The sequence below is a fragment of the Mesorhizobium sp. M0587 genome, assembly GCF_040320945.1.
GTDB lineage: Bacteria > Pseudomonadota > Alphaproteobacteria > Rhizobiales > Rhizobiaceae > Mesorhizobium.
In genome coordinates this window covers 47583-74438 of sequence record NZ_JAMYQP010000015.1, presented here as the reverse complement: position 1 = coordinate 74438, position 26856 = coordinate 47583, and the positions used below count along the sequence as shown (strand labels likewise).

Annotated in this window: 27 protein-coding genes and 1 pseudogene; 17 read left to right on the top strand and 11 right to left on the bottom strand. The window is 64.6% G+C overall.

All coding sequences use genetic code 11. The annotated features are described in order from the left end of the window. The first annotated feature begins 1 nt into the window (after position 1). The 6 genes from NKI49_RS16030 (at position 2) to NKI49_RS16005 (ending at position 5729) form a co-directional block, all read left to right on the top strand. Positions 2–778: an SDR family NAD(P)-dependent oxidoreductase gene (locus NKI49_RS16030; RefSeq protein WP_352603910.1), complete on the top strand. Its 777-nt coding sequence runs from the start codon at positions 2–4 to the stop codon at positions 776–778. Between the two features lie 29 nt (positions 779–807). Continuing rightward, positions 808–1806, top strand: coding sequence for an AraD1 family protein (gene araD1, locus NKI49_RS16025; RefSeq protein ID WP_352603912.1), 999 nt, complete (start codon positions 808–810; stop codon positions 1804–1806). Between the two features lie 52 nt (positions 1807–1858). Continuing rightward, positions 1859–2884 (top strand): ABC transporter substrate-binding protein, encoded by a 1026-nt coding sequence (locus tag NKI49_RS16020; RefSeq protein WP_352603914.1) that lies wholly within the window; start codon positions 1859–1861, stop codon positions 2882–2884. A 76-nt stretch (positions 2885–2960) separates the two neighbouring features. Beyond that, positions 2961–4064, top strand: a complete 1104-nt coding sequence (locus NKI49_RS16015) for an ABC transporter ATP-binding protein (RefSeq protein WP_352603916.1) — start codon at positions 2961–2963, stop codon at positions 4062–4064. Next, positions 4061–4933, top strand: a complete 873-nt coding sequence (locus NKI49_RS16010) for an ABC transporter permease (RefSeq protein WP_352603917.1) — start codon at positions 4061–4063, stop codon at positions 4931–4933. Before NKI49_RS16015 ends, NKI49_RS16010 begins: the two co-directional genes overlap by 4 nt. A 79-nt stretch (positions 4934–5012) precedes the next feature. Beyond that, entirely contained in the window at positions 5013–5729 is a 717-nt protein-coding gene (locus tag NKI49_RS16005; protein ID WP_352603919.1) for an ABC transporter permease, read from the top strand. A gap of 82 nt (positions 5730–5811) precedes the next feature. Here the strand turns inward: NKI49_RS16005 and NKI49_RS16000 are convergent, their stop codons facing one another. From NKI49_RS16000 to NKI49_RS15975, 6 genes are read right to left on the bottom strand one after another with little or no spacing between them, the layout of a single operon-like run. Next, on the bottom strand, positions 5812–7071 hold the full coding sequence (locus NKI49_RS16000) for an ABC transporter substrate-binding protein (protein ID WP_352603921.1): 1260 nt from the start codon (positions 7069–7071) through the stop codon (positions 5812–5814). Positions 7072–7110: 39 nt separating this feature from the next. Next, positions 7111–7542: a hypothetical protein gene (locus NKI49_RS15995; protein ID WP_352603922.1), complete on the bottom strand. Its 432-nt coding sequence runs from the start codon at positions 7540–7542 to the stop codon at positions 7111–7113. Further along, on the bottom strand, positions 7539–8594 hold the full coding sequence (locus NKI49_RS15990) for an aldo/keto reductase (protein WP_352603924.1): 1056 nt from the start codon (positions 8592–8594) through the stop codon (positions 7539–7541). Before NKI49_RS15990 ends, NKI49_RS15995 begins: the two co-directional genes overlap by 4 nt. Continuing rightward, positions 8591–8944 (bottom strand): TIGR04076 family protein, encoded by a 354-nt coding sequence (locus NKI49_RS15985; protein ID WP_352603926.1) that lies wholly within the window; start codon positions 8942–8944, stop codon positions 8591–8593. Before NKI49_RS15985 ends, NKI49_RS15990 begins: the two co-directional genes overlap by 4 nt. After that, complete coding sequence (locus NKI49_RS15980) at positions 8937–9428, bottom strand: DUF3830 family protein (RefSeq protein ID WP_352603928.1); 492 nt, start codon at positions 9426–9428, stop codon at positions 8937–8939. Before NKI49_RS15980 ends, NKI49_RS15985 begins: the two co-directional genes overlap by 8 nt. Then, positions 9425–10159, bottom strand: a complete 735-nt coding sequence (locus NKI49_RS15975) for a GntR family transcriptional regulator (RefSeq protein WP_352603930.1) — start codon at positions 10157–10159, stop codon at positions 9425–9427. Before NKI49_RS15975 ends, NKI49_RS15980 begins: the two co-directional genes overlap by 4 nt. Positions 10160–10284: 125 nt before the next feature. On the opposite strand from NKI49_RS15975, the gene NKI49_RS15970 reads away from it, so the two are divergent. From NKI49_RS15970 to NKI49_RS15950, 5 genes are read left to right on the top strand one after another with little or no spacing between them, the layout of a single operon-like run. After that, positions 10285–10953 (top strand): ABC transporter ATP-binding protein, encoded by a 669-nt coding sequence (locus NKI49_RS15970; protein ID WP_352603932.1) that lies wholly within the window; start codon positions 10285–10287, stop codon positions 10951–10953. After that, complete coding sequence (locus tag NKI49_RS15965) at positions 10950–11717, top strand: branched-chain amino acid ABC transporter ATP-binding protein (protein ID WP_352603934.1); 768 nt, start codon at positions 10950–10952, stop codon at positions 11715–11717. The genes NKI49_RS15970 and NKI49_RS15965 overlap by 4 nt, the downstream gene beginning before the upstream one ends. After that, complete coding sequence (locus tag NKI49_RS15960) at positions 11714–12622, top strand: branched-chain amino acid ABC transporter permease (RefSeq protein ID WP_352603936.1); 909 nt, start codon at positions 11714–11716, stop codon at positions 12620–12622. Before NKI49_RS15965 ends, NKI49_RS15960 begins: the two co-directional genes overlap by 4 nt. Next, positions 12619–13602: a branched-chain amino acid ABC transporter permease gene (locus tag NKI49_RS15955; RefSeq protein WP_352604034.1), complete on the top strand. Its 984-nt coding sequence runs from the start codon at positions 12619–12621 to the stop codon at positions 13600–13602. The genes NKI49_RS15960 and NKI49_RS15955 overlap by 4 nt, the downstream gene beginning before the upstream one ends. Next, positions 13599–14897: an NAD(P)/FAD-dependent oxidoreductase gene (locus NKI49_RS15950; protein ID WP_352603938.1), complete on the top strand. Its 1299-nt coding sequence runs from the start codon at positions 13599–13601 to the stop codon at positions 14895–14897. The genes NKI49_RS15955 and NKI49_RS15950 overlap by 4 nt, the downstream gene beginning before the upstream one ends. 31 nt (positions 14898–14928) lie before the next feature. On the opposite strand, the gene NKI49_RS15945 is transcribed toward NKI49_RS15950, so the two are convergent. The 3 genes from NKI49_RS15945 to NKI49_RS15935 are packed head-to-tail and all read right to left on the bottom strand — an operon-like array spanning position 14929 to position 18596. Continuing rightward, positions 14929–16239, bottom strand: coding sequence for an aspartate aminotransferase family protein (locus NKI49_RS15945; RefSeq protein ID WP_352603940.1), 1311 nt, complete (start codon positions 16237–16239; stop codon positions 14929–14931). Further along, entirely contained in the window at positions 16240–17298 is a 1059-nt protein-coding gene (locus NKI49_RS15940) for a phosphotransferase (RefSeq protein ID WP_352603942.1), read from the bottom strand. After that, complete coding sequence (locus NKI49_RS15935; RefSeq protein WP_352603944.1) at positions 17295–18596, bottom strand: ArgE/DapE family deacylase; 1302 nt, start codon at positions 18594–18596, stop codon at positions 17295–17297. The genes NKI49_RS15940 and NKI49_RS15935 overlap by 4 nt, the downstream gene beginning before the upstream one ends. Before the next feature lie 164 nt (positions 18597–18760). Between NKI49_RS15935 and NKI49_RS15930 the strand changes: the two genes are divergently transcribed. Further along, positions 18761–19405, top strand: a complete 645-nt coding sequence (locus tag NKI49_RS15930; protein ID WP_352603946.1) for a GNAT family N-acetyltransferase — start codon at positions 18761–18763, stop codon at positions 19403–19405. A 113-nt stretch (positions 19406–19518) separates the two neighbouring features. Here NKI49_RS15930 and NKI49_RS15925 read toward each other — a convergent pair whose 3' ends face one another. Together NKI49_RS15925 and NKI49_RS15920 are read right to left on the bottom strand one after the other, a co-directional pair. Then, complete coding sequence (locus tag NKI49_RS15925) at positions 19519–21165, bottom strand: acetolactate synthase large subunit (RefSeq protein WP_352603948.1); 1647 nt, start codon at positions 21163–21165, stop codon at positions 19519–19521. A gap of 146 nt (positions 21166–21311) precedes the next feature. Further along, positions 21312–22146: pseudogene (locus NKI49_RS15920) on the bottom strand (LysR family transcriptional regulator). On the opposite strand from NKI49_RS15920, the gene NKI49_RS15915 reads away from it, so the two are divergent. From NKI49_RS15915 to NKI49_RS15895, 5 genes are all read left to right on the top strand, one after another. Then, positions 22106–23083: a zinc-dependent alcohol dehydrogenase family protein gene (locus tag NKI49_RS15915; protein WP_352695680.1), complete on the top strand. Its 978-nt coding sequence runs from the start codon at positions 22106–22108 to the stop codon at positions 23081–23083. The pseudogene NKI49_RS15920 and the gene NKI49_RS15915 sit on opposite strands and share 41 nt — an antisense overlap. Positions 23084–23380: 297 nt before the next feature. Continuing rightward, a complete protein-coding gene (locus NKI49_RS15910; RefSeq protein WP_352603952.1) occupies positions 23381–23677 on the top strand; it encodes a TFIIB-type zinc ribbon-containing protein in 297 nt (98 codons plus the stop codon). 74 nt (positions 23678–23751) lie between these two features. After that, positions 23752–24735: a Tim44 domain-containing protein gene (locus NKI49_RS15905; protein ID WP_352603954.1), complete on the top strand. Its 984-nt coding sequence runs from the start codon at positions 23752–23754 to the stop codon at positions 24733–24735. A 399-nt stretch (positions 24736–25134) separates the two neighbouring features. After that, complete coding sequence (locus NKI49_RS15900; protein ID WP_352603956.1) at positions 25135–25686, top strand: MaoC family dehydratase; 552 nt, start codon at positions 25135–25137, stop codon at positions 25684–25686. Positions 25687–25688: 2 nt separating this feature from the next. Continuing rightward, positions 25689–26849, top strand: a complete 1161-nt coding sequence (locus tag NKI49_RS15895; RefSeq protein ID WP_352603958.1) for a CaiB/BaiF CoA transferase family protein — start codon at positions 25689–25691, stop codon at positions 26847–26849. Positions 26850–26856: the final 7 nt, after the last annotated feature.

Here is a 26856-nt window from a genome sequence, read left to right as displayed (position 1 = left end):
GATGACGGATGAAATCGGCTACGCGACCTACCCCAGCCTCACGGGTCGCAGCGTCTTCATAACCGGTGGCGGCAGCGGCATCGGCGAAAGTCTGGTGCGCCATTTCTGTGCCCAAGGCAGCCGCGTCGCGTTCGTCGATCTGGCCGAGGAGCTTTCACGGCGCCTGGTCGATGCGATCGCGGCCGAGGGGCAGCCCGCGCCGCTGTTCATTCCCTGCGACCTGCGCAACGTGGAAGAGCTGCAGGCAGCCACCGCGCAAGCAATGCGGCACAACGGCCCGATCCAGGTGCTGTGCAACAATGCCGGCAACGACGACCGCCACCAGACCACGGACGTGACGGTGGCATATTGGGACGACCGCATGGCGGTCAATTTGCGCCATCAGTTCTTTGCAGCGCAAGCGGTGCGCCCGCAGATGAGCGCGCTGGGCGGCGGCTCGATCATCAATTTCGGCTCCATCACCTGGATGGTCGGCGATGCCGATTGCCCCGCCTATGTGACGGCCAAGGCGGCGGTCTACGGCATGACGCGGGCACTTGCCCGCGAACTCGGCCCCGAGCGCATCCGCGTCAACTGCATGGTGCCGGGCTGGGTGATGACCGAGCGCCAGATGCGCCTGTGGCTGAACCCGGCCGGCGAACGCCAGATCGAGGAGAGGCAGTGCCTTCCCGACCGGCTGCGGCCTTCCGACATCGCGCGCATGGCGCTGTTCCTCGCCGCCGACGACAGCCGCATGTGCACGAGCCAGCAGTTCATCGTCGATGCCGGCTGGGTGTGACCGGTTCAGTCTTGGAAGAAGGTGGTTTCATGCGTCTTGTTCAATACAGAATGCCCGATGGCAGCAGAAGGGTCGGCCGTGTCTCCGACGACGGCGATCACCTGCACCCGCTCGAAAAGACCGGCAGCGTACTGGAACTGGCCGAAGCGGCAATTGCCGAGGGCGCATCAATCGCCGCGCTGGCCGGGAAGCGGGCGGGCGCCGCTGCGATCGACTATGACGAGCTGTTGCGCGACGGCCGCGTGCTGGCGCCGGTCGACCATCCCGAGCCGGCGCGCTTCCTGGTCACCGGCACCGGCCTGACCCACACCGGAAGTGCCGCCGCGCGCGACAAGATGCATGTGCTGACCCATGGCGAAGATGCCGAGGAATCGGATTCGCTGAAGATCTTCCGCATGGGCCTGGAGGGCGGCAAGCCCGCTGCCGGGCAGATCGGGATCCAGCCCGAATGGTTCTTCAAGGGCGTCGGCACCTGCGTCGTGCCGCCCGGTGCGCCACTGCCGATGCCTGCCTTCGCGCGCGCCGGCGCCGAGGAGGCCGAGATCGTCGGCCTCTATCTCAATGGGCCAGACGGCCGCCCCTACCGCATCGGCTATGCGCTCGGCAATGAATATTCGGACCATGTGACGGAAGCCGAGAACTACCTCTATCTCGCGCACTCCAAGCTGCGCTCCTGCTCGATCGGGCCGGAAGTGCTTGTCGGCGACCTGCCCGACGAAGTGCGCGGCCGTTCCCGCATCCTGCGCGACGGCGCTGTGATCTGGGAGCAGGAATTCCTGTCGGGCGAAGCGCACATGTCGCATTCGATCGCCAATCTCGAACACTTCCATTTCCGCTACCCGATGCACCGCAGGGCGGGCGACCTGCATGCCTATTTCTTCGGTGCGGCGGTGATGAGCTACGCCTCCGGCGTCAAGACGGCTGCCGGCGACGAGTATGAAATCCAGGCACAGACATTCGGCAAGCCACTGCGCAACCGGATGGTGTCGGTGCCGGACGAGGGACTGGTCGCCGTCACCCGGCTGTGACGGCGCATGTCCGGAAATAGCGGTCCAACAGAATGACAATGGGAGATTAAAAATGGGACTGAAGAAACTGTTTCTGAGAATGGCGACGATCGGGCTCGGCATCGGCCTGATGACATCGGCGGCGCTGGCCGCGAACCTGCGGGTGCTGGCCTGGGACGGCTATGCCGACCCGGACTGGGTCAAGGATTTCACGGCGGCGACCGGAATCGGCGTCGATGTCGTCTTCATCGGCAGCGATGACGAGATCTGGGCCAAGATCAAGGGCAGCGAAGGGCAGGACTTCGATGTCTTCGCCGTCAACACCGCCCAGCTGCAGCGTTACATCAAGGCCGATCTGGTATCGCCGATCGACGTGACGAAGCTCGCCAACCAGAAGGAAGTGCTGCCGCGCTTCCGCGACCTGACAAAGGTGAGCGGCGACACCAAGGACGGCAAGGTCTACGGCATTCCGTTCTGCTTCGATTCCATCGGTCTCATCTACGACACCGACAAGGTCAAGCCGGCGCCGACCTCGATGTCGGTCCTGTGGGACCCGGCCTACAAGGGCAAGGTGCTGGCCTACGACAATGGCGAGCACAATTTCTCGTTCACGGCGCTGACGCTCGGCTACAAGGATCCATTCAATCTCGACGAAGAGCAGATGGCGGCGGTCAAGGCCAAGCTGGTCGAACTCAAGCGCAACGTGCTGAGCTTCTACACCACCGCCGACGAGGCGCAGCAGATCTATCAGAACAACGATGTGGCATTGATCTGGGCCAATTACGGCCAGCAGCAGGTCAAGGCGTTGCAGAAGATCGGCGCCCATGTCGCCTACGTCAACCCGAGCGAGGGCGCGCTGGCCTGGCTCGACAACTGGGTCGTTTCCAAGGGCGTCCGCGACAATGCGGCGGCCGAGAAGTGGATCGACTTCATGCTGACCAAGAAGGTCAGCGGCGAGCTTTCAGAACGCACCGGCTTCGGCAACACGGTGACGGAGACGAGCAGCGCCGGCGGCAACGACAAGCTTGTCTGGCTCGACAATGTCGAGGACCCGCTGAAGCGCTCGGACATGTGGAACGAAGTCAAGGCGACGCCCTGACCTTTCCGCACCCCCACTTCGAAGGACCCGGCGGTCCGGACGTTCCGGACCGCCGACGCGTATGCGAGAGTATCTTATGAACCAGAACGCCGACCTACTGACGCTGCGGTCCGTCTCGAAATCCTACGGCACGGTGCCCGTGCTGCACGACATCGACCTGTCGATCCGGGACGGCGAGTTTCTGACCGTGCTCGGGCCGTCCGGCTCCGGCAAGACCACGGTCCTGCGGCTGATCGGCGGGCTGGAGCCGCTGAGCTCGGGCGAGATCCGCCTGGACGGCCGGGACATCAGCCGCATGCCGATCAACCAGCGGCCTTTCAACACCGTGTTCCAGGACTATGCGCTGTTCCCGCACCTGACCGTTTCCGGCAATGTCGGCTATGGGCTTTCGGTGCGCCATATCCAGCGCAAGGAGATCGAGCGCCGTGTCGCGGAAGCGCTGGAACTGGTCCAGCTCGAACGTTTCACCGATCGGTTCCCAGCCCAGCTCTCGGGCGGCCAGCGGCAGCGCGTCGCACTGGCCCGGGCGCTGATTTGCCAGCCGCGCCTGATCCTGCTCGACGAGCCGCTTGCCGCGCTCGACCTCGAGCTGCGCCGACAGATGCAGGAATTCCTGAAATCCATACAGCGCGAAATCAAGACCACTTTCCTGTTCGTCACCCACGACCAGGAAGAGGCCATCGGCATGGCCGACCGGATCTGCGTCATGCAGGCCGGCCACATCCGCCAGCTCGGCACGCCGCACGAGCTTTACTACAAGCCGAACTGTGAGTTCGTGGCGCGTTTCTTCGGCGAGAACAATCTGGTGGCCGGAAAACTCGGGATGGTCCAGGGCGCCCTGCGATCGATCGAGACGGCACTCGGGCGGCTGGTCTGCTCGATCGACGGCCAGCCGCATCTGAAAGCCGTGGCGGATGGCGCCAGCGCCTTCGCTGCATTCCGTCCCGAGGCCTTGCACCTCGCTGGCGCGGACGACACCCAGAACCGATTTTCCGGCACGATCGCCGATCTGGCCTTTGCCGGCTCATCGACCGTCGCCACCATTACCGCCGGCGCCGACAACGCCGCGCAACGCCTGCGGCTGCGGGTCCCAAGCCGGATCGGCGGCAGTGCACTCACATCCGGCGGGGCGGTATCCCTCTCCTTTGCGCCGCATGAAGGCCACCTGGTGCTGGCATGAACGAAACCGGCTCGATACCGCCCGCGGAGAGGCGATGGTCTCTGCTGGTGACGGTGCTGGCCTTCGCCCTGCCGGTGGTCTTTGTCCTGGTACCGCTGGCGATCTTCCTCGGCTACAGCTTCTTCAGCGTCGACCAGGGCACGATCGTCTACGGGCTGTCGCTAGGAAATTATATCCGCTTCCTTACCGATCCAGTCTTTCTCCCGGTGTTCTGGAACACCATCATGCTGTGCGTCTCGGTGGCGGTCCTCTGCATTCTGCTTGCCTATCCCGCCGCCTATTTCCTGACGACATTGAGAGGGCGCTGGCGCTACGCCTTGCTGATGCTGCTGCTGGTGCCGTTGCTGATGAGCTACGTCATCAAGATCTACGCGATCCGCAGCATTCTCGGCCTCAATGGCTTTCTCAACAAGGCGCTGGTGGCGCTCGGCATCCTGCGGGAACCGTCGACGCTTTTCGTGTTCAACATGAACGCCATACTGCTGACGCTGACCCTGCTGCTGATCCCGTTCGCCATCCTGCCGATCTTCCTGTCGCTGGAGCGGATCCCGCAGACGTTGCTGCGTGCTTCCGACGATCTTGGCGCCAGCGGCTGGCAGACGTTCCTGCGCATAACCTTGCCGCTCAGCCTGCCCGGCGTCGCCTCGGCGGCGAGCTTCGTCTTCGTGCTGGCAATCGGCGATTTCCTGACACCGCAAATGGTCGGCGGGATCAGCGGCTTTACCTTCGGCCGCATCCTCTACAGCCAGTTCGGCACGGCCTATAACTGGCCGTTCGGCGCGGCGCTGTCTGTGGCATTGGCGGTCGTGGTCATCGTCGCAATCCTTGTCGGCGAACGCTTCGGGCGCAGCCGGGGAACGCCGATATGACCGCCCTGCCCCGCCCGTCCACCATCTTCCTGGCCGCGATCACGACACTGGTTGCCGTGCTGCTCTACAGCCGCTGTTCGTGCCGATCGTGTCGTCGTTCTTCGCGGTGTTGCATGGCAGTGTCGACTGGTCGTCACCGACCGTCTCGACCTATGTGGCGCTGGCCGAAAACCATGACATCCTGGCCGCCCTGCGCACCACGCTGATCGTCGGTCTCTGCACCGTGATCCTGTCCGTGGTCAGCGGAACGCTGCTGGCGCTCTACTATCACGGCCGCCGTTCCGGGCGTTCGGTGCTGCAGTTCATCATCTTCCTGCCGTTCCTGATGCCACCCATCATCAGCGGCCTGGCCCTGCTGATCTTCTTCCGCGAGATCGGCCTTGAACGTTCGTTGCTGACGGTCGTGATCGGACACACCGTCTTTGTGCTGGCGATCGTCTATCGCACCGTGCTGATGCGGTTGCAGTCGATGAGCCGCACGCTGGTCGAGGCGTCCTACGATCTCGGCGCCACGGGCTGGCAGACCTTCTGGCGCATCATCCTGCCCAATCTGTCGAGCGCCATGGTCGGCGGCGGCATCCTGGCCTTCGCGCTGTCGTTCGACGAAACGATGATCACCATCCTGGTCACCGGCACGCAGAGCACGCTGCCGGTCAGGCTATGGGCAATGATGCGGCTCGGCTTCTCACCCGATATCAATGCGCTGGTGGCGCTGATCCTGATGTTCACGGTGCTGCTTTGCATACTCGCCGCCCGTTTCCTGATCCCCAGGCAAGTCGCGACGGAACGGACGTAAGAACGATGCGGGGCAATGCCGGCAAAACGATGCCCGGCATCGACCTTGCGGGGCCGATACCGGGCGGGACAAATAAGATGCCTTACTGAAGCTTGGCTTGCAAAGCGTTGACGTCGTCGGTCGTCATTTCGCCGTCTGTCGTCACCTTGCCGTCGACGATCTTCCACAGCCGGAACGGGCCGGTGATGTCGCCATATTTGTCGAAGGCGACCGGACCGATGACGCCTTCGTAGCGGATCGGCTTGCCGTCCTTGATCAAGCCGAGCGCCTTGGCGAACTCGTCCTTGCCGGCGAAGATCGGCGTGCCGGCCGGGTCGACCGCCTTGTACATCGCGTCCTTGATCTTGGCCGGATCCTCGGAGCCGGCAATAGCGATGGCGAGGCCGACGATGGCGCCGGCATCGTAGGAGCGGTCGGCGGCCGGATTGGACGGCTCGATGCCGGAGAATTCCTTGTAGTTTTTCATGAAGTAGTCGGTCGATGCGGTTGGGCTGGTGCCCGACGACGTGCCATAGGCCTCCTTCAGGTAGTCGGCGCCGACGGATTCGATGAAGTCGGGGCTGTTCATGCCGTCATTGAGCAGGAATTTCTGCACGCCGCCTTGCGAAATCCAGGTGCGGGCGACCGTTGCACCGTCGACCGGCGTGCTGACGAGATAGAGCCCATCCGGTTCGCCACCCATAGCCGCGGTGACTTCGGAGGCATAGCTCGACTGCTTCTCGTTGTATGGCGTATCGGACACGATGGTGCCGCCGAGCGCTTTATAGGCGCGCGAGAATTCAGCCACCATGTTGACGCCGAAGTCGTTGTTGACATGGATGATCGACAGTTTCTTGAAGCCCTTGTCGATGGCGTATTTGGCGGCGGCGACGCCTTGCAGAGCATCCGAGGTGATGGTGCGGAAGAAGATGCCGTTGGTCTTGCCGTCGCGGCCGAGCGCCGTCAGCGTCGGCGAAGACGAGGCAGGCGAGACCTGGACGATCTTGGCGGGCGCCGTGACCGAGGTCAGGATCGGGATCGACACCGACGAGATGATGCCGCCGATGATGACCGGCACTTTCTTGACCTGGACCAACTGGGTGGCGGCGTCGACCGCGATGTTGCCCTGGCTCTGGCTGTCGCGCGTGTCCGCCGCCAGATCGCAGCCGCGCACGCCGCCGGCTGCGTTGATGTCACGGAAGGCCATCTCGACCGACTTGGCGCCGGCCTGGCCATATTCGCCGGCCGGCCCGGTCAGTTCCATGACCAGGCCGACGGTGATCTTGCAATCGGCGGCCTGTGCCGCACCGGCGATCGTCACGAGAGCGAGCGCGGTGGTGAGTTGGAGTATCGTTTTTGTCATTGTTGTTCCCCTTTCGTTGTTCTGATCTCTGGAGCCTGTTCAGCCTTCCGGCATCTGCAGCCAGGTTTCATGCAGATGTCGCCATTCGACGCCGTTGGGCGCCGATGAACTGATGGTGAAGACGGCGCTCGACTGGCGGCGGCTGTGCCTGCCCGCGCGCAGTTGCGCCTCGACGTAGAAGACGACGATGGTATCGGCACTCTGCCAGCCGGTCCGGATGCCCTCTATCGCGATGGCAAAGCCGTCGTCGCAAGTGGCGCGGCTCGAGCGGACATGATCGACGACCGCCGCCCGATCGAGAACCTGGCCGTCCGGCGCGACCATGGCGAAGCCTTCGCCCATGGCGCGTTCGAAGCGGCTGAAATCGACCTCGTCTGCGCGCGCGGCAACGAACCAGCCGACGAAGAAGCGATGCAGGTCGATCACCTCGGCGCTGGCCCTCGAAAACAGCGTGTCGTTGATGGCGCTCATGTCCGACCCGCGTTCAGATTGTAGTGCATGATCGATCCGTGACGGCCGTGGCGGTCGCGCTCCAGCGTGTAGACGTCGCCCTCGAGGCCTTGGCTTTGCGCGATCACCGACGCGATTTTCGCGCGATCCTGGGCATCAAGCGCGATGTCCATGATTTTCGCATTCGCCAGCGCATGCGCCTGGTTGCGGGCGCCGACGATGACGGCAGCCACTTGCGGCTGTGCGAGCACCCAGGCGCTCGCCACTGTCGCGATGTCGACGCCATGGCGATCGCCAACGGACTTCAACGCCTGAAGCAGCTGCTGGAACAGATCCCAGCCGCCAAAATCGTCTATGATCAGCTTGTATTTGACCAGCGACCGGTTCTCGAGCGGCGTGGCGGGCTCGGCCGCGCCCAGCCATCTGTCGCTGAGAAAACCGCCGGCCACGGAACCGTAGCAGAGGAAGCTGACACCGTTTTTCGCGGCGAGCGCGGCGAGGCTGTTGCCCGGCCGCTGGTCGAGCACCGAATATTGCAGTTGCTGGCTGACCAGCGGGATGCCGGCGGCGAGGATTTCGGCCAGCCGCGGCGTGTCGAAATTGGTGGTGCCGAGATTACGCACCTTGCCTTCCAACCGAAGCTCGTCGAGCCATCCCATCGTCTCGACATAGCCGGCTATCGCATAGTCCCACCAGTGGAACTGCACGAGATCGAGCCCTTCGGTCTTCAGCCGCCGCAACGACTGGTCGATGATGCCCCTGATATAGTCGCGGCTGATGTTGGCGAGCCGTTCGAGGTCGGGCACCAGTTTGGTATGCACCTTCATCCTGGCCGCGACGTCGAGGCCGCGCTCGCTAGCCAGCCGCAGACGCGCGGCGCCGATCAACTCCTCGACGCCGGTGTAGATGTCGGCGCAATCATAGGTCCAGATGCCGGCGTCGAAGGTGGCGATCAGGTCGGCGACCGCCTGCTGGCGGTCGATGGCGCCATGCCCGCCGGCCAGTTGCCAACCGCCGCGAATGACACGCGAGATGGTGTAGCCGGGGCTGAGTTCGAAGGTCTTGGCTGTCATCCGCGGTTACCCTCCTCCGGCAGCGGCACCGCCGTCGTCTCGGCATGGCTGAACCGCCTTTTACCTGTCCTGACGATCCGCAGCCGGCTGGCGCAATTGGGATCGGGACAAGCAACCTCGGCATCCGATGTCATCCAGTCGTTGGCGTGGGTCGGTCGCTGCTTTGCCGCCAGCAGCGGCAGCACGGCGGCAAGCGAATAGATCGAGAAGCCTTGCCCCGCCGGCATCGACAGCATCTCGCCCTTGAGCTCGAAATAGTCGCCTTGCTTGGCGCCGCAATAGATCGGCTTGCCCTGCGGGATGACGGCCTCGACGCGAAGGTCGAAGAGCTCGAAACTGTCGTCAGCCATTTGAGGCCTCCACCAGGCTGAAGGTCACGTCGCAGGCACCGTTGCGCCGGATCACCCCACATGCGGCGGCGAACTGTTCGCGCTCCTCAGGCGGCACCTGCGCCACCACGCTGCCGGCGAGCCAGCCGATCGGGAACAAGAGACGCGCGCCTTGCCCGTAGAACAGGCCGATATCGAAGATCGCACTGGGGTTGCCGCCCCACATGCGCGGCGGCACGTAGGACAGCACGATGTCTCCCGGCTGCGGCGTCAAAGTCGCGTTCTCCGCCGGCAGGGCTTTTGCATAGGCCTGTCCCTTGAGATCGGCGGCGGGCACCGGGCAGGAGATTTCCGGCCCGGTCCACATCGCATGGATGCCGGGGACGACGCGCGGAGTGCCCAGATAAGCCCTGAGAAAGGCTGCATTCTCCGGCGCCTTGCCGGGCAGCAGCTGGGCCGTGACGGAGAGCTTCGAGCGCGGCTCGGTGATGCTGATGGCGGTCATGTCCGGTCTTTCGCGGCGGCGGATTGCAGCTTGCTGCGCAGGAAGGTGAAGGGCCGGCTGATGTCGGCGGCCAGCGACTCGCGCGCCGCCTGCGCGTCCTGAGTGGCCAGCGCGGTAACGATGCGGCGGTGATACTGGGCGGTGTCGACCTCGCCGGCTTCCGAGAAGGCGTAGATGGCGACGCGAATGCAGGGTCCGGATTGCAGCCATAGGCTCTCGATCATCGGGATCAGCACGGCCGAGCCGCAGGAGCGATAGATCTCGAAATGAAAGCTCTGGTTGAGCGTGACTTCGCGATCGACATCCTTCTTGTGTTTCAGCGCCCGCATCTCGTCCCATTCGCCCAGGATGGTCTCGATGGTGGCGATCTGGCGCGGGCCCATGCGCGCGGCGGCCAGCGCGATCGCCTCGCCCTCGATCAGGATGCGGGCACGCAGGAGATCATCCAACCGTTCCAGCGTGATCGGTGGCACCCGCACCGAGCGGTTGGGCAGAGCCTCCAGCGCCTTTTCCGTGATCAGCCGGCCGAGCGCCTCGCGCACCGGCATGGTCGAGGTGACCAGCGCATCGGCAAGGCCCCGGATGGTCAGCACCTGGCTTGGCTCGAACAGGCCGCCGATCAAGGCACGGCGCAACTCGGAGTAGACGCGATCCTGCACGGTCTCGCGGCCGACCGGCGCAAGCTGGGCAGCGATCGCTTCATTGTTCTTTTCGATGGCAGCCTTTTGCATGGAAATCCATCTCGGCCCGTTTTCGGCTTGCGGATGAAATTAAAGCCGAATAGCGTGATCAACGCAAGTGTGATCACAAATCAAAATCAGGAGGCGGCACCGATCGTCTTCGGCCAGAGGGTTTGATGAGCGAGGCAACCGAACGGCACGGGCGGGAGACCCAAGCGCCGGTTCTAAGCGCAAGAAACGTCGTCAGGCGGTTCGGCGGCCTCGTCGCCGTCAACGACGTATCGTTTGACGTCGAGGCGGGAGAAATCCTCGGCCTTATCGGCCCGAACGGCGCCGGCAAGACGACGATGTTCGACCTGCTGGCCGGCAGCATCCCGCCAAGCAGCGGCGAGATCATACAGGCCGGCGAAAGATTGCTCGCCAATTTCGTCACTCCGTGGCGGGTGGCGGCGCAGGAAAGAGCGGCCAGGACAAAGGCCCTCGAACTGCTGGACCTCGTCACCCTCACCCACCTGGCGCACGAGCCGGCGCGCGTGCTTTCCGGCGGCCAGCGCAAGCTGCTCGAACTCGCCCGCGTGATGATGGCCGACCCGGCCATCATCCTGCTCGATGAGCCGGCGGCGGGCGTCAACGCGACGCTGCTCGAAGTCATCATCGACCGCATCCGCGACATCAACGCGCGCGGCATCACCTTCCTGTTGATCGAGCACAATATCGACATGGTGACGCGGCTCTGCCATCGCGTCCTGGTCATGGCGAGCGGCCAGTTGCTGAGCGAAGGCACGGCGGAAGAGGTCGCCCGCGACCCGCGTGTCATCGAGGCCTATCTCGGAGGCGCGGCATGAGCGAGATTGTCCTCGATGTCCGCGATCTCGAAGCCGGCTACGAACCCGGCGTGCCGATCGTGCGTGGTGCCTCGATCACCGTCGGCAAGGGCGAGATCGTCGTCGTCCTCGGTCCGAACGGCGCCGGCAAGTCGAGCTTCATCAAGGCGATCGCCGGCCTGGTCCCGATCACCGGCGGCACGGTATTTCTGGACGGCAAGGACATCACCGCCGCTCCCGCCCACACCATGGTGCGGCTCGGCCTCGCCTTCGTGCCGCAGACCGAGAACATTTTCCCGCTAATGTCGGTGGAGGACAATCTCAAAGTTGCCTGCGGCATTCTCGAGCGGCGCGAAATCCCTGCCCGCATGGACGAAATGTATGCGGCCTTCCCCGACCTCGTCCGCCAGCGGCGGACCGCCGCCGGCAACCTGTCGGGCGGGCAGCGGCAGATGCTGGCCGTCGCGCGGGCGCTGATCGTCCATCCCAAGGTGCTTGTGCTGGACGAGCCGTCGGCCGGCCTGTCGCCGAAATTCGTCTCGATGGTGTTCGAGATGCTGGCCGGCATCCGCAAGTCCGGCGTCACCATCCTGTTGGTCGAGCAGAACGCCAAGGCTGCACTTGCCATTGGCGACCGCGCCTATGTGCTGGTCGAGGGCAAGGACCGGCACGAAGGCGTCGCCTCCGAACTGTGGAACGACCCCGTCGTCGCCGAACTCTATCTTGGCCAGCGGCCGCTTGGTGCAGAGAAGGTGGGGCACGCCGGCAAGGGAGGCGCGGCATGAGCTTGCAATTCGTCGTCGACGGCCTCTTGACCGGCTCGATGATCGGCCTCGGCGCGATCGGCGTGACGCTTACCTACTCGATCCTGCGCTTTTCCAACTTCGCCCATGGCGATTTCATGGCCTGGGGGACTTATGCAACGCTGGCCGTCGTCGGCGCCATCGGTGCGGCCTTCGGCAAGGTGGCGCCGATCGGACCGCTGTCGTTCGGCTGGCCGCTTCTTGTCGCGCTGCTCGTCGGCATGGCATTCACCGCCCTCCTGGCACTCCTGCTCGACAAGGTGCTGTTCGCGCGGCTGCGCTCACAGGGCCAGGCGATCATCGTGGTGATGGCGAGCTTCGGCGCCTCGATGGCGCTCCGGAGCCTGCTCGAGTTCACCTTCACCTCGCGGCCGACCTATTTCAGCCGGGCGATCCAGATCGCCATGCCGGTCGGCTTCGGCATTCGCATCACGCCCGACCAGATCGCGCTTTTGCTGCTGACAGCCGCGCTCGTGCTTGGCGTGCATCTGTTGATGACGCGCACGCAGACCGGCCGCTCGATGCAGGCCTTGAGCCAGAACCCGGCACTCGCCCGCATCGTCGGCATCGACGTCGCCAGCGTGGTCCGCGTCACCTGGATCATCGGCGGGGCGCTCGCTTGCGTGGCCGGCGTGATGATCGGCATCCTGGTGCAGATCCGTCCGTTCATGGGCTTCGACATGCTGCTGCCGATGTTCGCCGCCGCCATCCTCGGGGGCATCGGCAGCATTCCAGGTGCTGTGCTCGGCGGCCTGATCATCGGGCTCGCCGAAGCCGGCGCCGTGCAAATGATCGGCGCCGAATGGCGCGCCGCCGTCTCCTTCGTTATCCTGATGGCGGTGCTGTTCGTGCGGCCGATCGGCCTGTTTGGTGTAAGGGAACGCTGATGGACCTGCTCGGCTACGGCGCGTTCTTCCTGACCACCGCGCTGATCTTTTCGCTGGTCACGCTGGGGCTCAACCTGCAATGGGGACTGACCGGGCTTTTCAATGTCGGCCTCGCTGGCTTCGTCGCCATCGGCGCCTACACCTCGGCGCTGCTGACCACGCCGGATGATGCCGCGCGGCTGGGCGGTTTCGGCCTGCCGATCCTTGCCGGCTGGCTTGGTGCCATGGTCGTCGGCGGCATCGCCGCCGCGCTGACCGGCATGGCGACGCTGCGGCTCAGGTCCGACTATCTGGCGATCACCACCTTCGGCGTCGCCGTCGTCGTGCAGCTGGTCGCGCTCAACGCACAGAAATTGACCGGCGGACCGTTCGGCATCGGCTTCATTCCGCGCCCCTTCGGCGGCCTTGCCGAGACGCCGCTGTTGTTCAACCTGGCCAACCTCGCCGTCGTCTCAGCGGTCACGCTGATCGCCTATCTCGCTTTGGAGCACCTGTCGCGCAGCCCATGGGGGCGCGTCTTGAAAGCGTTGCGCGAGGACGAGCGAGCGGCAATCTCGCTGGGCAAGAGCGCGCGTTTCTACCGCGTCCAGGCCTTTGCCGTCGGCGGCGCCATCATGGCGCTGGCCGGCGCGCTGCAGGCGCACTTCACCGGCTTCATCGCACCGGACAACTACCTGCCGATCCTCACCTTCCAGGTCTGGGTGATGCTGATCGTCGGCGGCTCGGGCAGCAATCTCGGCGCCGTCATCGGCAGCGTCCTGGTGTGGGCGATCTGGGCAGGATCGGGCACCCTGACCAGCTTGCTGTTCCCGCCGGAACAGCAAGCGCGCGCCGCCTCGCTGCAGATCGTCGCCATCGGCGTCATGCTCTGCGTCATCCTGCTGATCCGGCCGAACGGGCTGTTCGGCGACAGGCCGCGGCGGCCGCGCTTCGGCAAACGGGCGAAGGTGGCTGCGGCCAAGAGCAGTTCTGGGTCATGAATGCCTTGGTCCGGCAGGAGGCACATGGCACTTCGCTCTGGCATGCCGTCAGCCGGAACCGGCGCGAGCGGCCGGCGCTGCAAGGTGAGATCGACGTCGATCTCGCCATTGTCGGTGGCGGCTTTTCCGGTCTATCGACCGCGCTGCACGCGGCCGGGAAAGGGCTTTCCGTCGCCGTTCTCGAAGCCGAATTCATCGCTTGGGGCGCGACCGGCAGGAATGCCGGTTTCGTCGTGCCGAACTTCGCCAAGATGGATCCGGACGACATTCTTGCCCACCTCGGATCCGAACGCGGCGAAAGGCTGATCGATTTCGCTGCCGGCAGCGCCGACCTCGTCTTCGATCTGATCCGGCGGCACGGCATAAACTGCGACGCCTTGCAGAACGGGTGGATCCAGCCGGCGCATTCGCTCGCCGCGTTCGAGAAGGTCAAATCACGCGCCGGGCAATGGGCACTGCGCGGCAGGACGACCGTCACGCTGAATCGGCAAGAGGTCGAAGCGCTGACGGGCGCGCGCGGCTACGCCGGCGGCTGGATGGACCGTTCGGGTGGCGTGCTCAATCCGGTGGAATACGCGCGCGGGCTGGCCGATGCGGCGGAGAGGGCCGGCGCGCAGATTTTCGAGCATAGCCCGGTCGCGTCGATCGATCGCACGGCCGAAGGCTGGACGCTGAAAACGCCATCGGGTTCGGTGCACGCCGCCAAAGTGCTGATCGCGACCAACGCCTATGGCGGGCCACTCAATCCGTCATTGCAGCGGACCTATTTTCCGCTGAAGGTTTTCCAGATCGCGACCGCGCCTCTGCCGCGCGAAACTCGCACCCGCCTCTTGCCCGGCGGTCAAGGTGTCGGGGATACCAGGCGCAATCTCTTCACCTTCCGCTTCGACGCCGAGAATCGGCTGATCAGCGGCGGCATGCACATCCTCGGCGCCAGCGCCGATACGCGCGTGCCGCAGGCGATCTGGCGACGGCTTGGCCGGCATCTCGATCTGTCCGACCTGCCGCCGCTGGCCTATAGCTGGTCGGGGATGGCGGCGGTCGAACCGGATTTCCTGCCGCACCTCATCGACCTCGGGCCAGGGCTGATCGCCGGCCGTGCCTGCAATGGGCGCGGCATCGCCATGACGACGGCGATGGGGAAGGTGCTGGCCGACTGGGCCGCGGGAACCGATGCGCGTGACCTTCCGCTGCCCTTCGCGCCGCCGGCACCGATCCCGTTTCACGCTGTGCTGCGGCACGCGCCCAATGTGCTGCTCGGCTGGAGCATGCTGCGCGACCGGCTGGACGGCTAGGCCGGACGATCATCAGCATGCGGAGACCCGATCACCACTGCGACAATGCGCGATCGAGCGTCTCGGCCAGTTGCTCGGCGTTGTCGCGGGCAAACGGCAGAGGCGGCCTGATCTTCAGCACATTGCCACGCGGACCGCAGGACGAGATCAGCACGCCGTCCTCGCGCATGGCTTCGACGACAGCCGAGGTCTTGCCGGCGGCCAACGCGTCGTCGCCATCCGCCGTCAGCTCGACGCCGAAATAGAGGCCGTTGTGCCTGACATCGGCGACCATGCCGTGCCGGCCCTGCAAAGCGCGCAGCAGATCGCCCGTATAGGCGCCGACGTTGCGGGCATTCTCGATCAGGCCTTCGCCGTCGATCACCTCGAGCACGGCGATGCCGACGGCGGCCGCGACCGGGTTGCCGCCGAAGGTGTTGAAGTAGCCGGTGTTCGAGCCGAAGGAGGCAACGAGCTGAGGCCGCACGAGCACGGCTGCCATCGGATGCCCGTCGCCGATCGGCTTGCCCAGCGTGACGATATCGGGCTCGATGCCGTAATTGGCGAAACCCCACATGCCTTGGCCGAGCCGGCCAAAGCCGGACTGGACCTCGTCGGCGATGACGATGCCGCCGGCCTTCCTGACATGATCCGCGGCCTCGCGCATCACCGCCGCCTCGGGAAAGAAGATACCGTCGCTGGAAAAGGCCGAGTCGAGAAGCAGCGCGGCCGGGCGGATATTTTGCGCGCGCATATCCTCGATGGTCGCGGCGACATTGCTGGCGAAAGCATGCGCGGCGCGGCCATGGTCGCGAAATGTATCCGGCGCTGCCACGGTCCGATGCTGCGCGGGTACGCCCTTGGCGCCAACCGCCGCCGGCGACAGCTGCGCGGTGGCGATGGTGGCGCCGTGGTAGGCGAAGTCGGTGATGATCACGCCGGTGCCGCCGCTGGAATGCTGGGCGATGCGGATGGCGAGGTCGTTGGCCTCGCTGCCGGTGCAGGTGAACATGGCGTGGCCAAGATGAGGCGGGCAGGTGCCGAGCAGCTTTTCCGCGTAGTCGAGGACGATCTCGCTGAGATAACGTGTGTGGGTGTTGAGCGTAGCCGCCTGCCCCGACAGGGCCTCGACGACGCGCGGGTGGCAGTGCCCGACCGAGGCGACATTGTTGTAGGCGTCGAGGAATTTGCGGCCCTGCGCATCGTAGAGCCAGACGCCGCTGCCGCGCACCAGATGGACCGGGTTGCGGTAGAAGGCGCGGTAGGTGGGCCCGAGCAGCCTGGCGCGGCGTTCGAGCAGGGCGCGGTCCGATACCGTGGTGTCGGTATTCGCAGGACGTGACGAGGGCTGGGACACGAGCATCTACTCCGGCTTGGAATGGTCGAGGAAATAGCGGCGGGCATCGGCGGACGACAGTCCGTCCAGCCGTTCGAGCGATGCCCAGACCTCGGTGATGAGGCGCAGCACATAGTCGCGCTTGGCCGGGAAGCGCTCCGCCTGCCAGCTGGCGATGTTGGCGATGAGCGCAAGGCGGGCACGGATCAGATCGAAGAGGATGCCGATCTCTTCGTCCTCCAGTGGCTGCACCGACTGGTAGCCGGCGACGAAGCGTGCGGCCGACACCAGTGGATGGCCTGCCGCTGGCCAGCGATAGACGGCGCCGATAGCAAGGTCGCAGATCAGCGGCGAGTGGATCATGTCGCCGAAATCGAGGATGCCGCTGACCATTTCCGGCCGCGATGCGTCCATCACCACATTGTAGGAATTCATGTCGTTGTGGACGATCTGGGCGCGCAATGCCGGGATGATGGGCGCCGCATGTTCCTCGAAGGCGTCGATGACGCGTTCGACCATCGCGCGCCGACCGGGATCGGTGATATGCGCCAGCATCGGCCGCGTCTTGGCGACCTTGCGGATATCCCAAAGCAGGTCGCTGCCGGCCGCCGGATGGAAGAAGCCGCGCAGCGCCCGGCCAAGGCGGGCGAGGAAAATGCCGAGATTGCGATCCTGCGCCGCCGATGTCGGCGAGTGGGAAAGCAGTTGGCCGGGCAGATAGGTGACCAGCCTGACGATGCGTGGCGCCGATTCGCCGACGCCGACCGCGAACTGCGCTTCGCCGTCAAGGCTTTGGCGCACCGAGGGCACGGGCAAGGTGGGATCGACCGCAAGGATATGGTCGAGCGCCTTGTTCTGGAAATCGGTGAAGCCGGCCTCTTCCGCCGGATGGGAGATCTTCAGGACGAACTCGCCTTTGCCTTCAGTCTGGATGTGAAAGTTATGGTCACGCTCGCCCGGCAGCGGACGGGCGGTGCCGGCGAGCCCGTAGTGCCGGCGCAGGATGGCAAGAGCGTCGGCGACCGAAACATCCGGCGCGTCCTCGGCGAGCGTTTCGCCGAAAGTATCTGGCACTTCGGTATTCATGGTTTGGCCTCGGGATCGACGGGCTCGAGCCCGCACCAGTCGGCGATGAACAGGGCGATGGTCTGGGTGACCTTGCGCACCGAGTCCAGATCGACGGCCTCGTCATAGCCGTGCGGCATGCGGCAGATCGGCCCGTAGACGATCGCCGGCGTGCCGGCATAGAGGCCGAAGAAGCGAGCATCGGTGGTCGCCGAGGTGACGTGTTCCGTCAGCGGCTCGCCCCAGACGGCGGTGTGGCTGCGGCGCAGCACCGCTTCCATCTCGTCGGCGCCTTCCAGCACGTAGCCCTCGGCCATGAAGCCGTTATAGCCAATCCTGGGCGGGCGATTGGCCAAGAACGGATCGGCGCGGGCCGCATCGGCGATGCAGGCCTCGAGTTCGGTCCTGGCATCCTGGAGCTTCTGGCCGGGATAGGTCGCGACGCGCATTTCGAAGACGCAGCGCGCCGGAACGCTCGATGTCCACTCGCCGCCCTCGATCTTGCCGAGATTGAAGCGGATCGGGTGCGGGTGATCGCAGAAATGCTTGTCGTCGACCTTGCGCGCGTTCCAGACGATTTCGAGCTGCTTCAGCGCCTGGATGACGACGAAGGCCTTTTCGATGGCGTTGGCGCCGGCCGAGAAGGCGCCCGACGCGTGCTGCGGATCGCCATCGACCTCGACCCTGAACCAGATCGGCCCGACCTGCGCCCGCATCAGCCGCGGTTCCAGCGGCTCGGGGATGAAAGCGGCATCGGCGCGGTAGCCGCGCTGCAGGCAAGCGAGCGCGCCATTGCCGGTGCACTCTTCCTCCACGACCGACTGCAAAAACACCTTCGCCGCCGGCTGATAGCCGAGGCTGCGCAATGCCGTCAGCGCATGGAGACAGGCCGACAGGCCGGCCTTCATGTCGCCGGCGCCGCGGCCGTGCATCCAGCCGTCCTCGATCGCCGGGTCATAGGGGTCGCGCACCCAGCGATCGAGCGGCCCGGTCGGCACGACGTCGATATGGCCGTTGAGGATCAACGAGCGGCCGGTCGCGTTTCGCGGCGTGTGGGTGGCGACGACATTGAAGGCATCGTCATAGGAAACCGCCACGGGCGAAAAACCCGGCAGGTCGCGAATAGCGTCGACATCGACGCGCCACATGTCGACCGCATAGCCGTCGGCCTCGTAAGCGGCGGCCATGAACGACTGAGCGGCGTGTTCTTCGCCGCGTTGGGAAGGAAAGCGCACGAGGTCGGCCAGGAACGCGACCTGTCGCACGAAGCCGTCGTCGACCGCGCTGAGAATGGCCTCGTCCGCAATTCGCTCAGGCATCATGTTTCGCTCTCACTTGGATGGTGTGTCATATCTCATATGCCATTTGAGGAAAGGCCGGCCGGCCAAAATGACGACCAGCCTCCGAAGCCTCTTGGCAGATGGCCGCATAGTTGGCATCACGTCCTGGGCCGGTAAAGCGACGTGCGGAAGACCGAGGATAGATGTTGATCACCGAAGGTACGTTGCCGGATGAAATCACCGATCTGGCGGTCGGCTACCGGCGTCTGCCGGCTGGCAAGATCGTCAACGCGGTGACGTGGATGGAAGCGCGCAGGCCGGTGCTGGGTCTCGGGCAGCCGCTGACGATGACCCGGATCACAAAGCCCGACTGCGCCTCCTACCGCGCCATTTTTCTCGAGATCGGCGCGCCCTGGCTCTGGGATCGCGCTGCCGAAATGTCGGATGCCGAGATCACCACGCATTTCGCCGACACCCGCCAGCATCTCTACTACGGCTACGACGAAAAAGGCGATCATGTCGGCATGGTCGAGTTCTCCGTGGCCGACGGCGACGAGATCGAGATCACCTATTTCGGGCTGTTCCCTTCATTGACCGGCCAAGGCCTTGGCAAGCGGCTGATGGCCGGAGCGCTCGATCAGGCATGGCGCCTCGGTCCAAGCCGCATCTGGCTGCACACCAGCAGCTTCGACCACCACAGCGTCATCGGTTTTTACAAGGCCTGCGGGTTTGTTCCCGTTGCGACCGGGTTCGAAATTGCCGACGATCCCCGGATCAAGGGAACCTTGCCGCGCGATGCCGCACCGCAGATTCCCCTGATCGAAGCGGAGTGGGTCGCCGGAAGCTAGACGAAACCGTCTCCGCAGGCCGCTGCAAGTTGACGACGATGGCACGATGGGCGGCGGAAGGTGCACGCCTGGGCCGGCTGACCGCATAGCTGTCCCGTGAGGCGCCGGTGCCGTCATTTCGCCCGCGGCGCTGGCAGCCGCTCGCGCAATTCCTCGACAAGCACCCTGGTGTTTTCGGAATAGTCGATCGGCACGACGACGAGATGCACGCCGCCGCCGGTGAAGGCCTGCTCCAGCGTGGGCTGCAATTCACCGATCGAACCGACCCTGGTCCCCCTGGCGCCATAGGCCTCGGCGTATTTCACGAAGTCGGGATTGCCGAAGGTCATGCCAAAATCCGGAAACGCGTCGACCGCCTGCTTCCAGCGTATCATGCCATAGGCATGGTCCTCGAGCAGCAGGACGACCAGGTTGAGCTTGAGCCTGACGGCGGTCTCCAGTTCCTGGCTGTTCATCATGAAGCCGCCATCGCCGCAGATGGCCATGACCCGGCGCTGCGGATAGAGCAGCGCCGCCATCATCGCCGACGGCAGGCCCGCACCCATGGTGGCCAGCGCATTGTCGAGCAGCAGCGTGTTTGCCATGCGCGTCCGGTAGTTGCGGGCGAACCAGATCTTGTACATGCCGTTGTCGAGGGCGAGAATCCCGTCCGCCGGCATCACGGCACGCACGTCATGCACGATGCGCTGCGGCGTGAAGCGATCCTCGGTGGCGCGCGCGGCGATCCGGCTCAAAATGCCTTCACGCAGCGGCAGCAGGGCCTGCGCATTGGGGATCTTGCCCTCGATGCGATCGGCCAGCAGCTTCAGCGACGGGCCGAGATCGCCCACGATCTCGGCTTGCGGGAAATAGACCTGCTCGACATCGGCTGTGTGATAACCGACATGGATGACCTTCGGTCCCCTGGCACCCATGATGAAGGGCGGCTTCTCGACCGTGTCGTGGCCGATGGTGATGATCAGGTCGGCCTGTTCTATGGCCTCATGCACATAATCGCGTTCCGAAAGCGCCGCCGTTCCCATGTAGAGTTCGGTGCCGCCGGGCACGGTGCCCTTGCCCATCTGCGTGGTGAAATAGGGAATTTGCGTGCGCAACACGAACTGGGCCAGATCGGAGGTCGAGCGCGGCCGCGACGCCGCCGCGCCAAGCATCAACAGCGGGCGTCTGGCCTCGATGATCATCCCGGCGGCGCGGTCGAGCGCGGCCGCACTGGCCATCGGCAGTTCGACCGGGTGCGTCGGCACCAGGGCGATCGGCTCGCACTCCGCCGCTGCGATGTCTTCCGGCAGTTCCAGATGCACGGGGCCGGGGCGCTCTTCCTGGGCGACGCGGAAGGCTTCGCGCACCAGCGACGGAATCATCTTCGGCGAGACGATCTGGCGCGACAGCTTGGTCAGCGGCTTCATCGCCGCGACGATGTCGACGATCTGGAAGCGTGCCTGCCGCGATGACAATATCCCCTTCTGGCCGGTGATCATGATCATCGGCATCGCGCCGAGCAGCGCATAGGCCGCGCCGGTCGAGAGATTGAGCGCGCCCGGGCCAAGCGTGGTGATGCAGACGCCGGGCTTGCCGGTGAGCCTGCCATAGGTGGCGGCCATGAAGGCGGCCGCCTGCTCGTGGCGGGTCAGGACCAGCTGGATCGACGAACGGCGGATGGATTCGACCATGTCCAGATTTTCTTCGCCCGGAATGCCGAAAATCCGGTCGACCCCTTCGTTCTCGAGGGCGGCCACGAACAGATCCGAACCTTTGGCCATAAACGTCTCTCCTGCGATGCGCATATTTCCGTCAGCCATTCATATCGCACCGGAACGCTGCGCCTCAAAGACCCGAAGCGGGTCTCCATACCAGCTATGCGAAAGAAACCCGAGTTTGCGTCCTTGCCGAGGCGGCAAAGCGGCGGTCAGGCCATGGATTTCGGCAGGGCGGCGGCCAGCGCATCGACGGCAAGGCGCGTCTTCAGCGGCAGGTGCGGCGTCTGCAGCCAAAGTGCGTGGCAGTCGTAGAGATAGCGCGGCTGGTCCGGCAACAGGGCCGCCAGCGCGCCGGCCTGGATGCGCTCGCGAACCAGCCAGTAGGGCAACCAGGCAAGGCCCATGCCGTGAACCGCGGCATCGGCGATGGCGTCGAGATCGTCGAGCCGCAGCCGGCCGGTTGGCGTGATCTCCTGCGAGGGTTGCCCCTCGCGTGCAAACAGCCATGGCTGAACGATCTGGCCGAGCCGGCGGTAGACAATCGCCTGGTGATCGCCGATATCCTCGATTCGCCGCAGTTCGCCATGGCGTTCCAGATATGAGGGCGCCGCGCAGACGACCATGGCCTGGCGCGCGACGCGCCGCGCGATCACGCCTGCCTTGTCGTCCAGCGCGCCGGTCCGGATGGCTAGATCGTAGCCGTCATCGGCAAGATCGGCGAAGCGATCGTTGAGCGACAGGTCGAGTTCCAGCAATTTGCCGCGCCAGCGCCAGCAGCACCGGTGTCACGCAGTGGCGGCCGAAATGCGCCGGCATGGTGACGCGCAGTTTTCCGCGCGGCTCGGTGAGCTGGTCGGCGGCGAGCGCGTCGGCGGCTTCGGCCTCGCCCAGCACGACCCGGCAGCGTTCATAATAGGCGCGGCCGAAATCGGTCAGGCTCTGCCGCCGCGTGGTCCGGTTGATGAGGCGCACGCCCAGCCGGTCCTCGAGAAAGCGAACATGCTTGCCAACCATCGGTCCGGACAGATCGAAGGTCCTGCGCATCGAACATGTCGAGCTTCCCCCACCAGGGCCGGGCGAAGTTCAAATCCGCGTCAAGGCACTCGGCGTCAATCGCGCCGAGGCGCTGCTGCGCGCCGGCGCCTATATCGAGACGCCGAAGCTGCCGTCCGGGCTTGGCCTGGAGGCGGCGGGCGTCATCGAGGCATTGGGCGAAGGTGTGAAAGACTTCGCGCTAGGCGACGCCGTCAGTGTCATCCCGCCGCGATCGATGATCCGCTGGCCCGCTTATGGCGAGCTTGTCACCTACCCCGCCGAGCTCGTCGTCAAGCATCCGCCATCGCTCGACTGGCAGACGGCGGCGGCCGTCTGGATGCAGTACCTCACCGCCTACGGCGCCCTGATCGACATTGCCGGACTAATCAGCGGAGACGCGGTCGTCATCACGGCGGCGTCGAGCAGTGTCGGGCTCGCCGCGATCCAGATCGCCAACAAGGTCGGCGCGACCGCGATCGCGGTGACGCGAACATCGGCCAAGAGACAAGCCCTCCTCGACGCCGGAGCGGCCGAAGTCGTGGTGCCGGCCGAGGAAGACCTTACTGCGCGGCTGAGCGAAATCACCGGACCGCGAGGTGCGCGCGTGGTGCTGGACGCAATCGGCGGCCCGATCTTCGAGCCGCTGACGGCGGCGATGGCAAGGGGCGGCATTCTCATCGAATATGGTGGATTGAGCCCCGAGCCGACACCGTTCCCCTTGTCCACCGTGCTGGCCAAGACGCTGATGCTGCGCGGCTACCTCGTCCACGAGATCACCGGCAACGCGGCGAAGCTGCAGGCCGCCAAGGCGTTCATCCTCGAAGGCCTGGAGGATGGCACTCTGAGGCCGATCATCGACAGGACCTTCGCCTTCGATCAGATCGTCGAAGCGCATCGTTATCTCGAATCGAACGAGCAGTTCGGCAAGATCGTGGTGACGATCTGAACGCTAACCGTCCCCGTCATCGGTTCAGGCACCGGATCGCCGCGCACAAGACACGCTCATGTTGCGTGGCGGCACTATGATCGAATAGCCCGGCCGCGAGCCTGAGCCGATGGCGAACAAATTGTCCTCGCAATCAACATCGCCCTTGAAGGCACGGCTCCGGATTCCTAAGTCTCCGGTGCGGGCCGGGCCCCTCTGACTATCGCTTTTGGCGATCGTGATGTCGGACCGCTATAACGGGCCCGTTTCCATCCTTTCGGTCAAGCGGGCTCATTTCTTTCTGGTTTGGAGCCCCACATGACGTCTTCTTCCCTCCTTGGTTTGGTTTGCCCCTCCTGCCGCGTCGCGCTCGTGATGAGCGAACGCCAGGGTATCGAAATCGACTATTGTCCGCAGTGTCGCGGCGTCTGGCTTGATCGAGGGGAACTCGACAAGATCATCGAGCGTTCCGGCAGGGACGCATCGCCCGCGCCGCAGCCGACAGCATTCCCGCAGTCGCAACATGGCCACGGCCGCGACGACGATTATTCCCGCTCGCAGGGCCACCGCTATCCGAAGCGGAAGAAATCCTTCCTCGAAGAGTTGTTCGATTGAGCGCATAGCGGCCGATGGCTGGGCCGGCATTTGCCGAAAATTTCCAAAACAACATGGATAAAGGTCCATCCCCGATGATCTCTCGCACAAGCCGATTTTCCGCCCTCTTTGCGGGACTGTTTCTTGCATTCACCATGGTCGCGATGGATCATGCCGAGGCGCGCCGCGGCGGCAGTTTCGGCAGTCGTGGCATGCGTACGTTCCAATCGGCACCGCCGACCAGAACCGCACCGGCGCCGACCGCTCCGATCGAGCGTTCGATGACGCCCAACACCGGTGTGAACACTGCGGCCCGACAGCCGCAGGCCGGCCTGCAACGGCCCGGCTTCATGAGCGGCTTCGGTGGAACAATGATGCGCGGTCTGCTGCTCGGCGGCCTGATCGGCCTGCTCGTAGGCCAGGGCTTCGGCGGCCTGGCGGGCATGTTCGGTTTCCTGCTTCAGGCCCTGCTCATCGGTGGCGCAATCATGTTGGCTATCAGGCTCTTCCGGTCGCGATCTTCTGTTCCCGCGCTCGCGGGCGCTGGCAATGCCCAGGCTTCGAGGTTTGAAAACCGCGCAACGGCACAGCAGCAGACGGACCCTGCACGCTCCTTCACAATTCCCGGCTTTGGCGGCGGTTCGGGCGGAGGCTCTTCGGCCACCGGTTCCGATGAGATCACGCTGGCTCAGACCGACCTCGATACATTCCAGCAGCTGTTGACCGACGTCCAGGAAGCATTCGGACGCGAAGATCATGCCGCGTTGCGCCGGGCGGTGACCCCCGAGATGGTGTCCTACCTGTCCGAAGAGCTGGCCGACAATGCACACAAAGGTATCAGGAACGAGGTGTCGGACATCACTTTGCTGCAGGCCGACATCGCGGAAAGCTGGCGCGAGGACAGTCGCGACTACGCCACGGCCGCATTGCGCTACGAGTCTCGTGACGTGACCCGCGAACGGGCCAGCGGCAAGGTGGTCGAGGGCGATGAAGAACATCCGACAGAGACGACCGAGCTGTGGACATTCGTGCGTGAGAATGGCTCGAACTGGAAACTCTCGGCAATACAGCAGGCCTGAGCCGCGGCTACGCGGTTCAGTGCAGGATATGGTAGCGTCCGCGCCTGGTTACGCCGCTTAGCCCGCTTCCGGCATCATTGGTTTGGCGATTTTTGATCCCAGCATTCCTCGTCGAAGCTCTGGATGCCGAGACCGGCGCCGTGCGCGCCCTGAAAACAGGGCGCCGCGCGGTTCATGCTGCCGACAAAGCGCCAGACAGGTATTTCGCATGTTTTGCCCGCTGTCCCGGAGCGCTTCGGCGCGCGGGAGTTGCCAAGATTTCGCCTGTTCATGCTTGCAACGTAACCTCATATGTGAAAATACTATTTACAAAAGAAGATTGGCGGGAGGAGACGTCGTGCTTTCAGGCGCTTTGATGCGTGTTCAAATGGCTGCCCGGAGCCTCCCGCGAGATCGGCCATGAGCGACTTCGCCCCCACTGTCGGCGTCGCCTCGACGCACCCCAGAAACATGCCCGGGGATCACGCGGCCCTGCCGGTGTGGAACGCCGAAAACTGGTTCTACGAGGACTGGCCGGTTGGCCAGAAGATCCGCTCGTTGCGCCGCACCATGGCGGAAGGCGACAGCCACCTGTTCAACACGCTGGTGCTCGATATCCACCCCTATGTGCAGGACCAGATGTTCGCCGAAAGCGAAGGCGTTTTCGGCAAACGGCTGATCGCCGGCGCCTTTGTCTTCTCGGCCGGACTTGGGCTGGTCGCCACCAACTGCGTCAACGCCTTTTCCTACGGCTACGACAAGCTCCGTTTCATCAAACCTGTCTTCATTGGCGATACGATCTATTCGATCCGTTCCAACCTCGACAAGAAACCCCGCTATAAGGAAATGGGGCTGATCCGCGCCAGCTACGAAGTGTTCAAGGGCGAAGGCGAGCTCGTACTCTATTGCGAGCACCTGCAAACGGTGAAATATCGCAACCCGGCCGATTTCGTCGGCAAGACGGAGAAGTAACGATGCCGGCTGCAGCCGAATTGCCGCTTGCCGGTCTCGTCGTCGTCGACATGAGCCAGTTCCTGTCCGGGCCTTACTGCTCGCTCAGGCTGCTCGATCTCGGCGCTCGGGTCATCAAGATCGAGCGTCCGGATGGCGGCGACCTGTCGCGCCGGCTCTATCTCAGCGACACCGAGATCGGCGGCGATTCCACCATCTTCCACGCCATCAACCGGGCCAAGGAAAGCCTCGCCATCGACCTGAAGAACGAGGTTGACCTGAAGGCGTTGCGCGGCCTGCTGGCCAAGGCCGATGTGCTGATCCAGAATTTCCGGCCCGGCGTCATCGAGCGGCTCGGCCTCGACTACGAGACCGTCCGCAAGATCAACCCGCGCTTGGTCTATGCCTCGATCAGCGGCTATGGCGAGGATGGCCCCTGGGTCAAGCGGCCAGGCCAGGACCTCCTGGCGCAATCGCGTTCCGGGGTGATGTGGCTGAACGGCGACGAGGACCAGGGGCCGGTGCCGTTCGGGCTTGCCATCGGCGACATGCTGGCGGGTGCCGCCTGCGCGCAAGGCATTCTGGCCGCGCTGGTACGGCGCGGCATCACCGGCCAGGGGAGCCATATCGAAACCAGCCTTTTGGAAGCGCTGGTCGATTTCCAGTTCGAGGTGCTGACCACGCACCTCAATGACGGCCGCCGCTTGCCCCGCCGCTCCAGCTTCCGCAGTGCGCATGCCTATCTCTCCGCGCCTTACGGCGTCTACCCGGCCAAGGACGGCTATCTCGCCATCGCCATGACACCGATCCCCAAACTCGCCGACCTGCTGTCGCTCGATGAACTCTCGCCCTACCGCGACGAACCGGCATCCTGGTTCACCGCGCGCGACGACATCAAGGCGATCATCGCGCAGAGGATCGCCACCAGGACGATCGACGAATGGCTTGATATCCTCGAGCCGGCCGACATCTGGTGTGCCAAGGTGCTGACCTGGCCTGAAATGCTGGCGAGCGAGGGTTTCCAGTCGCTCGACATGCTCCAGACGGTGACGCGCGAGGACGACGTCTCGATCCTCACCACGAGTTCGCCGCTCAGGGTCGACGGTATCAGGGCCAAAGTCGACCGGGCAGCACCGCGCATCGGCGAACACAGCGCTGCAATCCGTGAGGAGTTCGGCCTGTGAGCACGCT

Bases quoted from the DNA above. Each gene is read 5' to 3' on its own strand.
- NKI49_RS15965 (WP_352603934.1), top strand. From the start codon at position 10,950: ATGAGCGAGATTGTCCTCGATGTCCGCGATCTCGAAGCCGGCTACGAA.
- NKI49_RS15990 (WP_352603924.1), bottom strand. From the start codon at position 8,594: ATGACAGCCAAGACCTTCGAACTCAGCCCCGGCTACACCATCTCGCGT.
- NKI49_RS15970 (WP_352603932.1), top strand. From the start codon at position 10,285: ATGAGCGAGGCAACCGAACGGCACGGGCGGGAGACCCAAGCGCCGGTT.
- NKI49_RS15950 (WP_352603938.1), top strand. From the start codon at position 13,599: ATGAATGCCTTGGTCCGGCAGGAGGCACATGGCACTTCGCTCTGGCAT.
- NKI49_RS15940 (WP_352603942.1), bottom strand. From the start codon at position 17,298: ATGAATACCGAAGTGCCAGATACTTTCGGCGAAACGCTCGCCGAGGAC.
- NKI49_RS16000 (WP_352603921.1), bottom strand. From the start codon at position 7,071: ATGACAAAAACGATACTCCAACTCACCACCGCGCTCGCTCTCGTGACG.
- NKI49_RS15930 (WP_352603946.1), top strand. From the start codon at position 18,761: ATGTTGATCACCGAAGGTACGTTGCCGGATGAAATCACCGATCTGGCG.
- araD1 (WP_352603912.1), top strand. From the start codon at position 808: ATGCGTCTTGTTCAATACAGAATGCCCGATGGCAGCAGAAGGGTCGGC.
- NKI49_RS15960 (WP_352603936.1), top strand. From the start codon at position 11,714: ATGAGCTTGCAATTCGTCGTCGACGGCCTCTTGACCGGCTCGATGATC.
- NKI49_RS15905 (WP_352603954.1), top strand. From the start codon at position 23,752: ATGATCTCTCGCACAAGCCGATTTTCCGCCCTCTTTGCGGGACTGTTT.
- NKI49_RS15935 (WP_352603944.1), bottom strand. From the start codon at position 18,596: ATGCCTGAGCGAATTGCGGACGAGGCCATTCTCAGCGCGGTCGACGAC.
- NKI49_RS16015 (WP_352603916.1), top strand. From the start codon at position 2,961: ATGAACCAGAACGCCGACCTACTGACGCTGCGGTCCGTCTCGAAATCC.
- NKI49_RS15945 (WP_352603940.1), bottom strand. From the start codon at position 16,239: ATGCTCGTGTCCCAGCCCTCGTCACGTCCTGCGAATACCGACACCACG.
- NKI49_RS15980 (WP_352603928.1), bottom strand. From the start codon at position 9,428: ATGACCGCCATCAGCATCACCGAGCCGCGCTCGAAGCTCTCCGTCACG.
- NKI49_RS15925 (WP_352603948.1), bottom strand. From the start codon at position 21,165: ATGGCCAAAGGTTCGGATCTGTTCGTGGCCGCCCTCGAGAACGAAGGG.
- NKI49_RS15975 (WP_352603930.1), bottom strand. From the start codon at position 10,159: ATGCAAAAGGCTGCCATCGAAAAGAACAATGAAGCGATCGCTGCCCAG.
- NKI49_RS15895 (WP_352603958.1), top strand. From the start codon at position 25,689: ATGCCGGCTGCAGCCGAATTGCCGCTTGCCGGTCTCGTCGTCGTCGAC.
- NKI49_RS16030 (WP_352603910.1), top strand. From the start codon at position 2: ATGACGGATGAAATCGGCTACGCGACCTACCCCAGCCTCACGGGTCGC.
- NKI49_RS15985 (WP_352603926.1), bottom strand. From the start codon at position 8,944: ATGGCTGACGACAGTTTCGAGCTCTTCGACCTTCGCGTCGAGGCCGTC.
- NKI49_RS15900 (WP_352603956.1), top strand. From the start codon at position 25,135: ATGAGCGACTTCGCCCCCACTGTCGGCGTCGCCTCGACGCACCCCAGA.
- NKI49_RS15910 (WP_352603952.1), top strand. From the start codon at position 23,381: ATGACGTCTTCTTCCCTCCTTGGTTTGGTTTGCCCCTCCTGCCGCGTC.
- NKI49_RS16010 (WP_352603917.1), top strand. From the start codon at position 4,061: ATGAACGAAACCGGCTCGATACCGCCCGCGGAGAGGCGATGGTCTCTG.
- NKI49_RS16020 (WP_352603914.1), top strand. From the start codon at position 1,859: ATGGGACTGAAGAAACTGTTTCTGAGAATGGCGACGATCGGGCTCGGC.
- NKI49_RS15995 (WP_352603922.1), bottom strand. From the start codon at position 7,542: ATGAGCGCCATCAACGACACGCTGTTTTCGAGGGCCAGCGCCGAGGTG.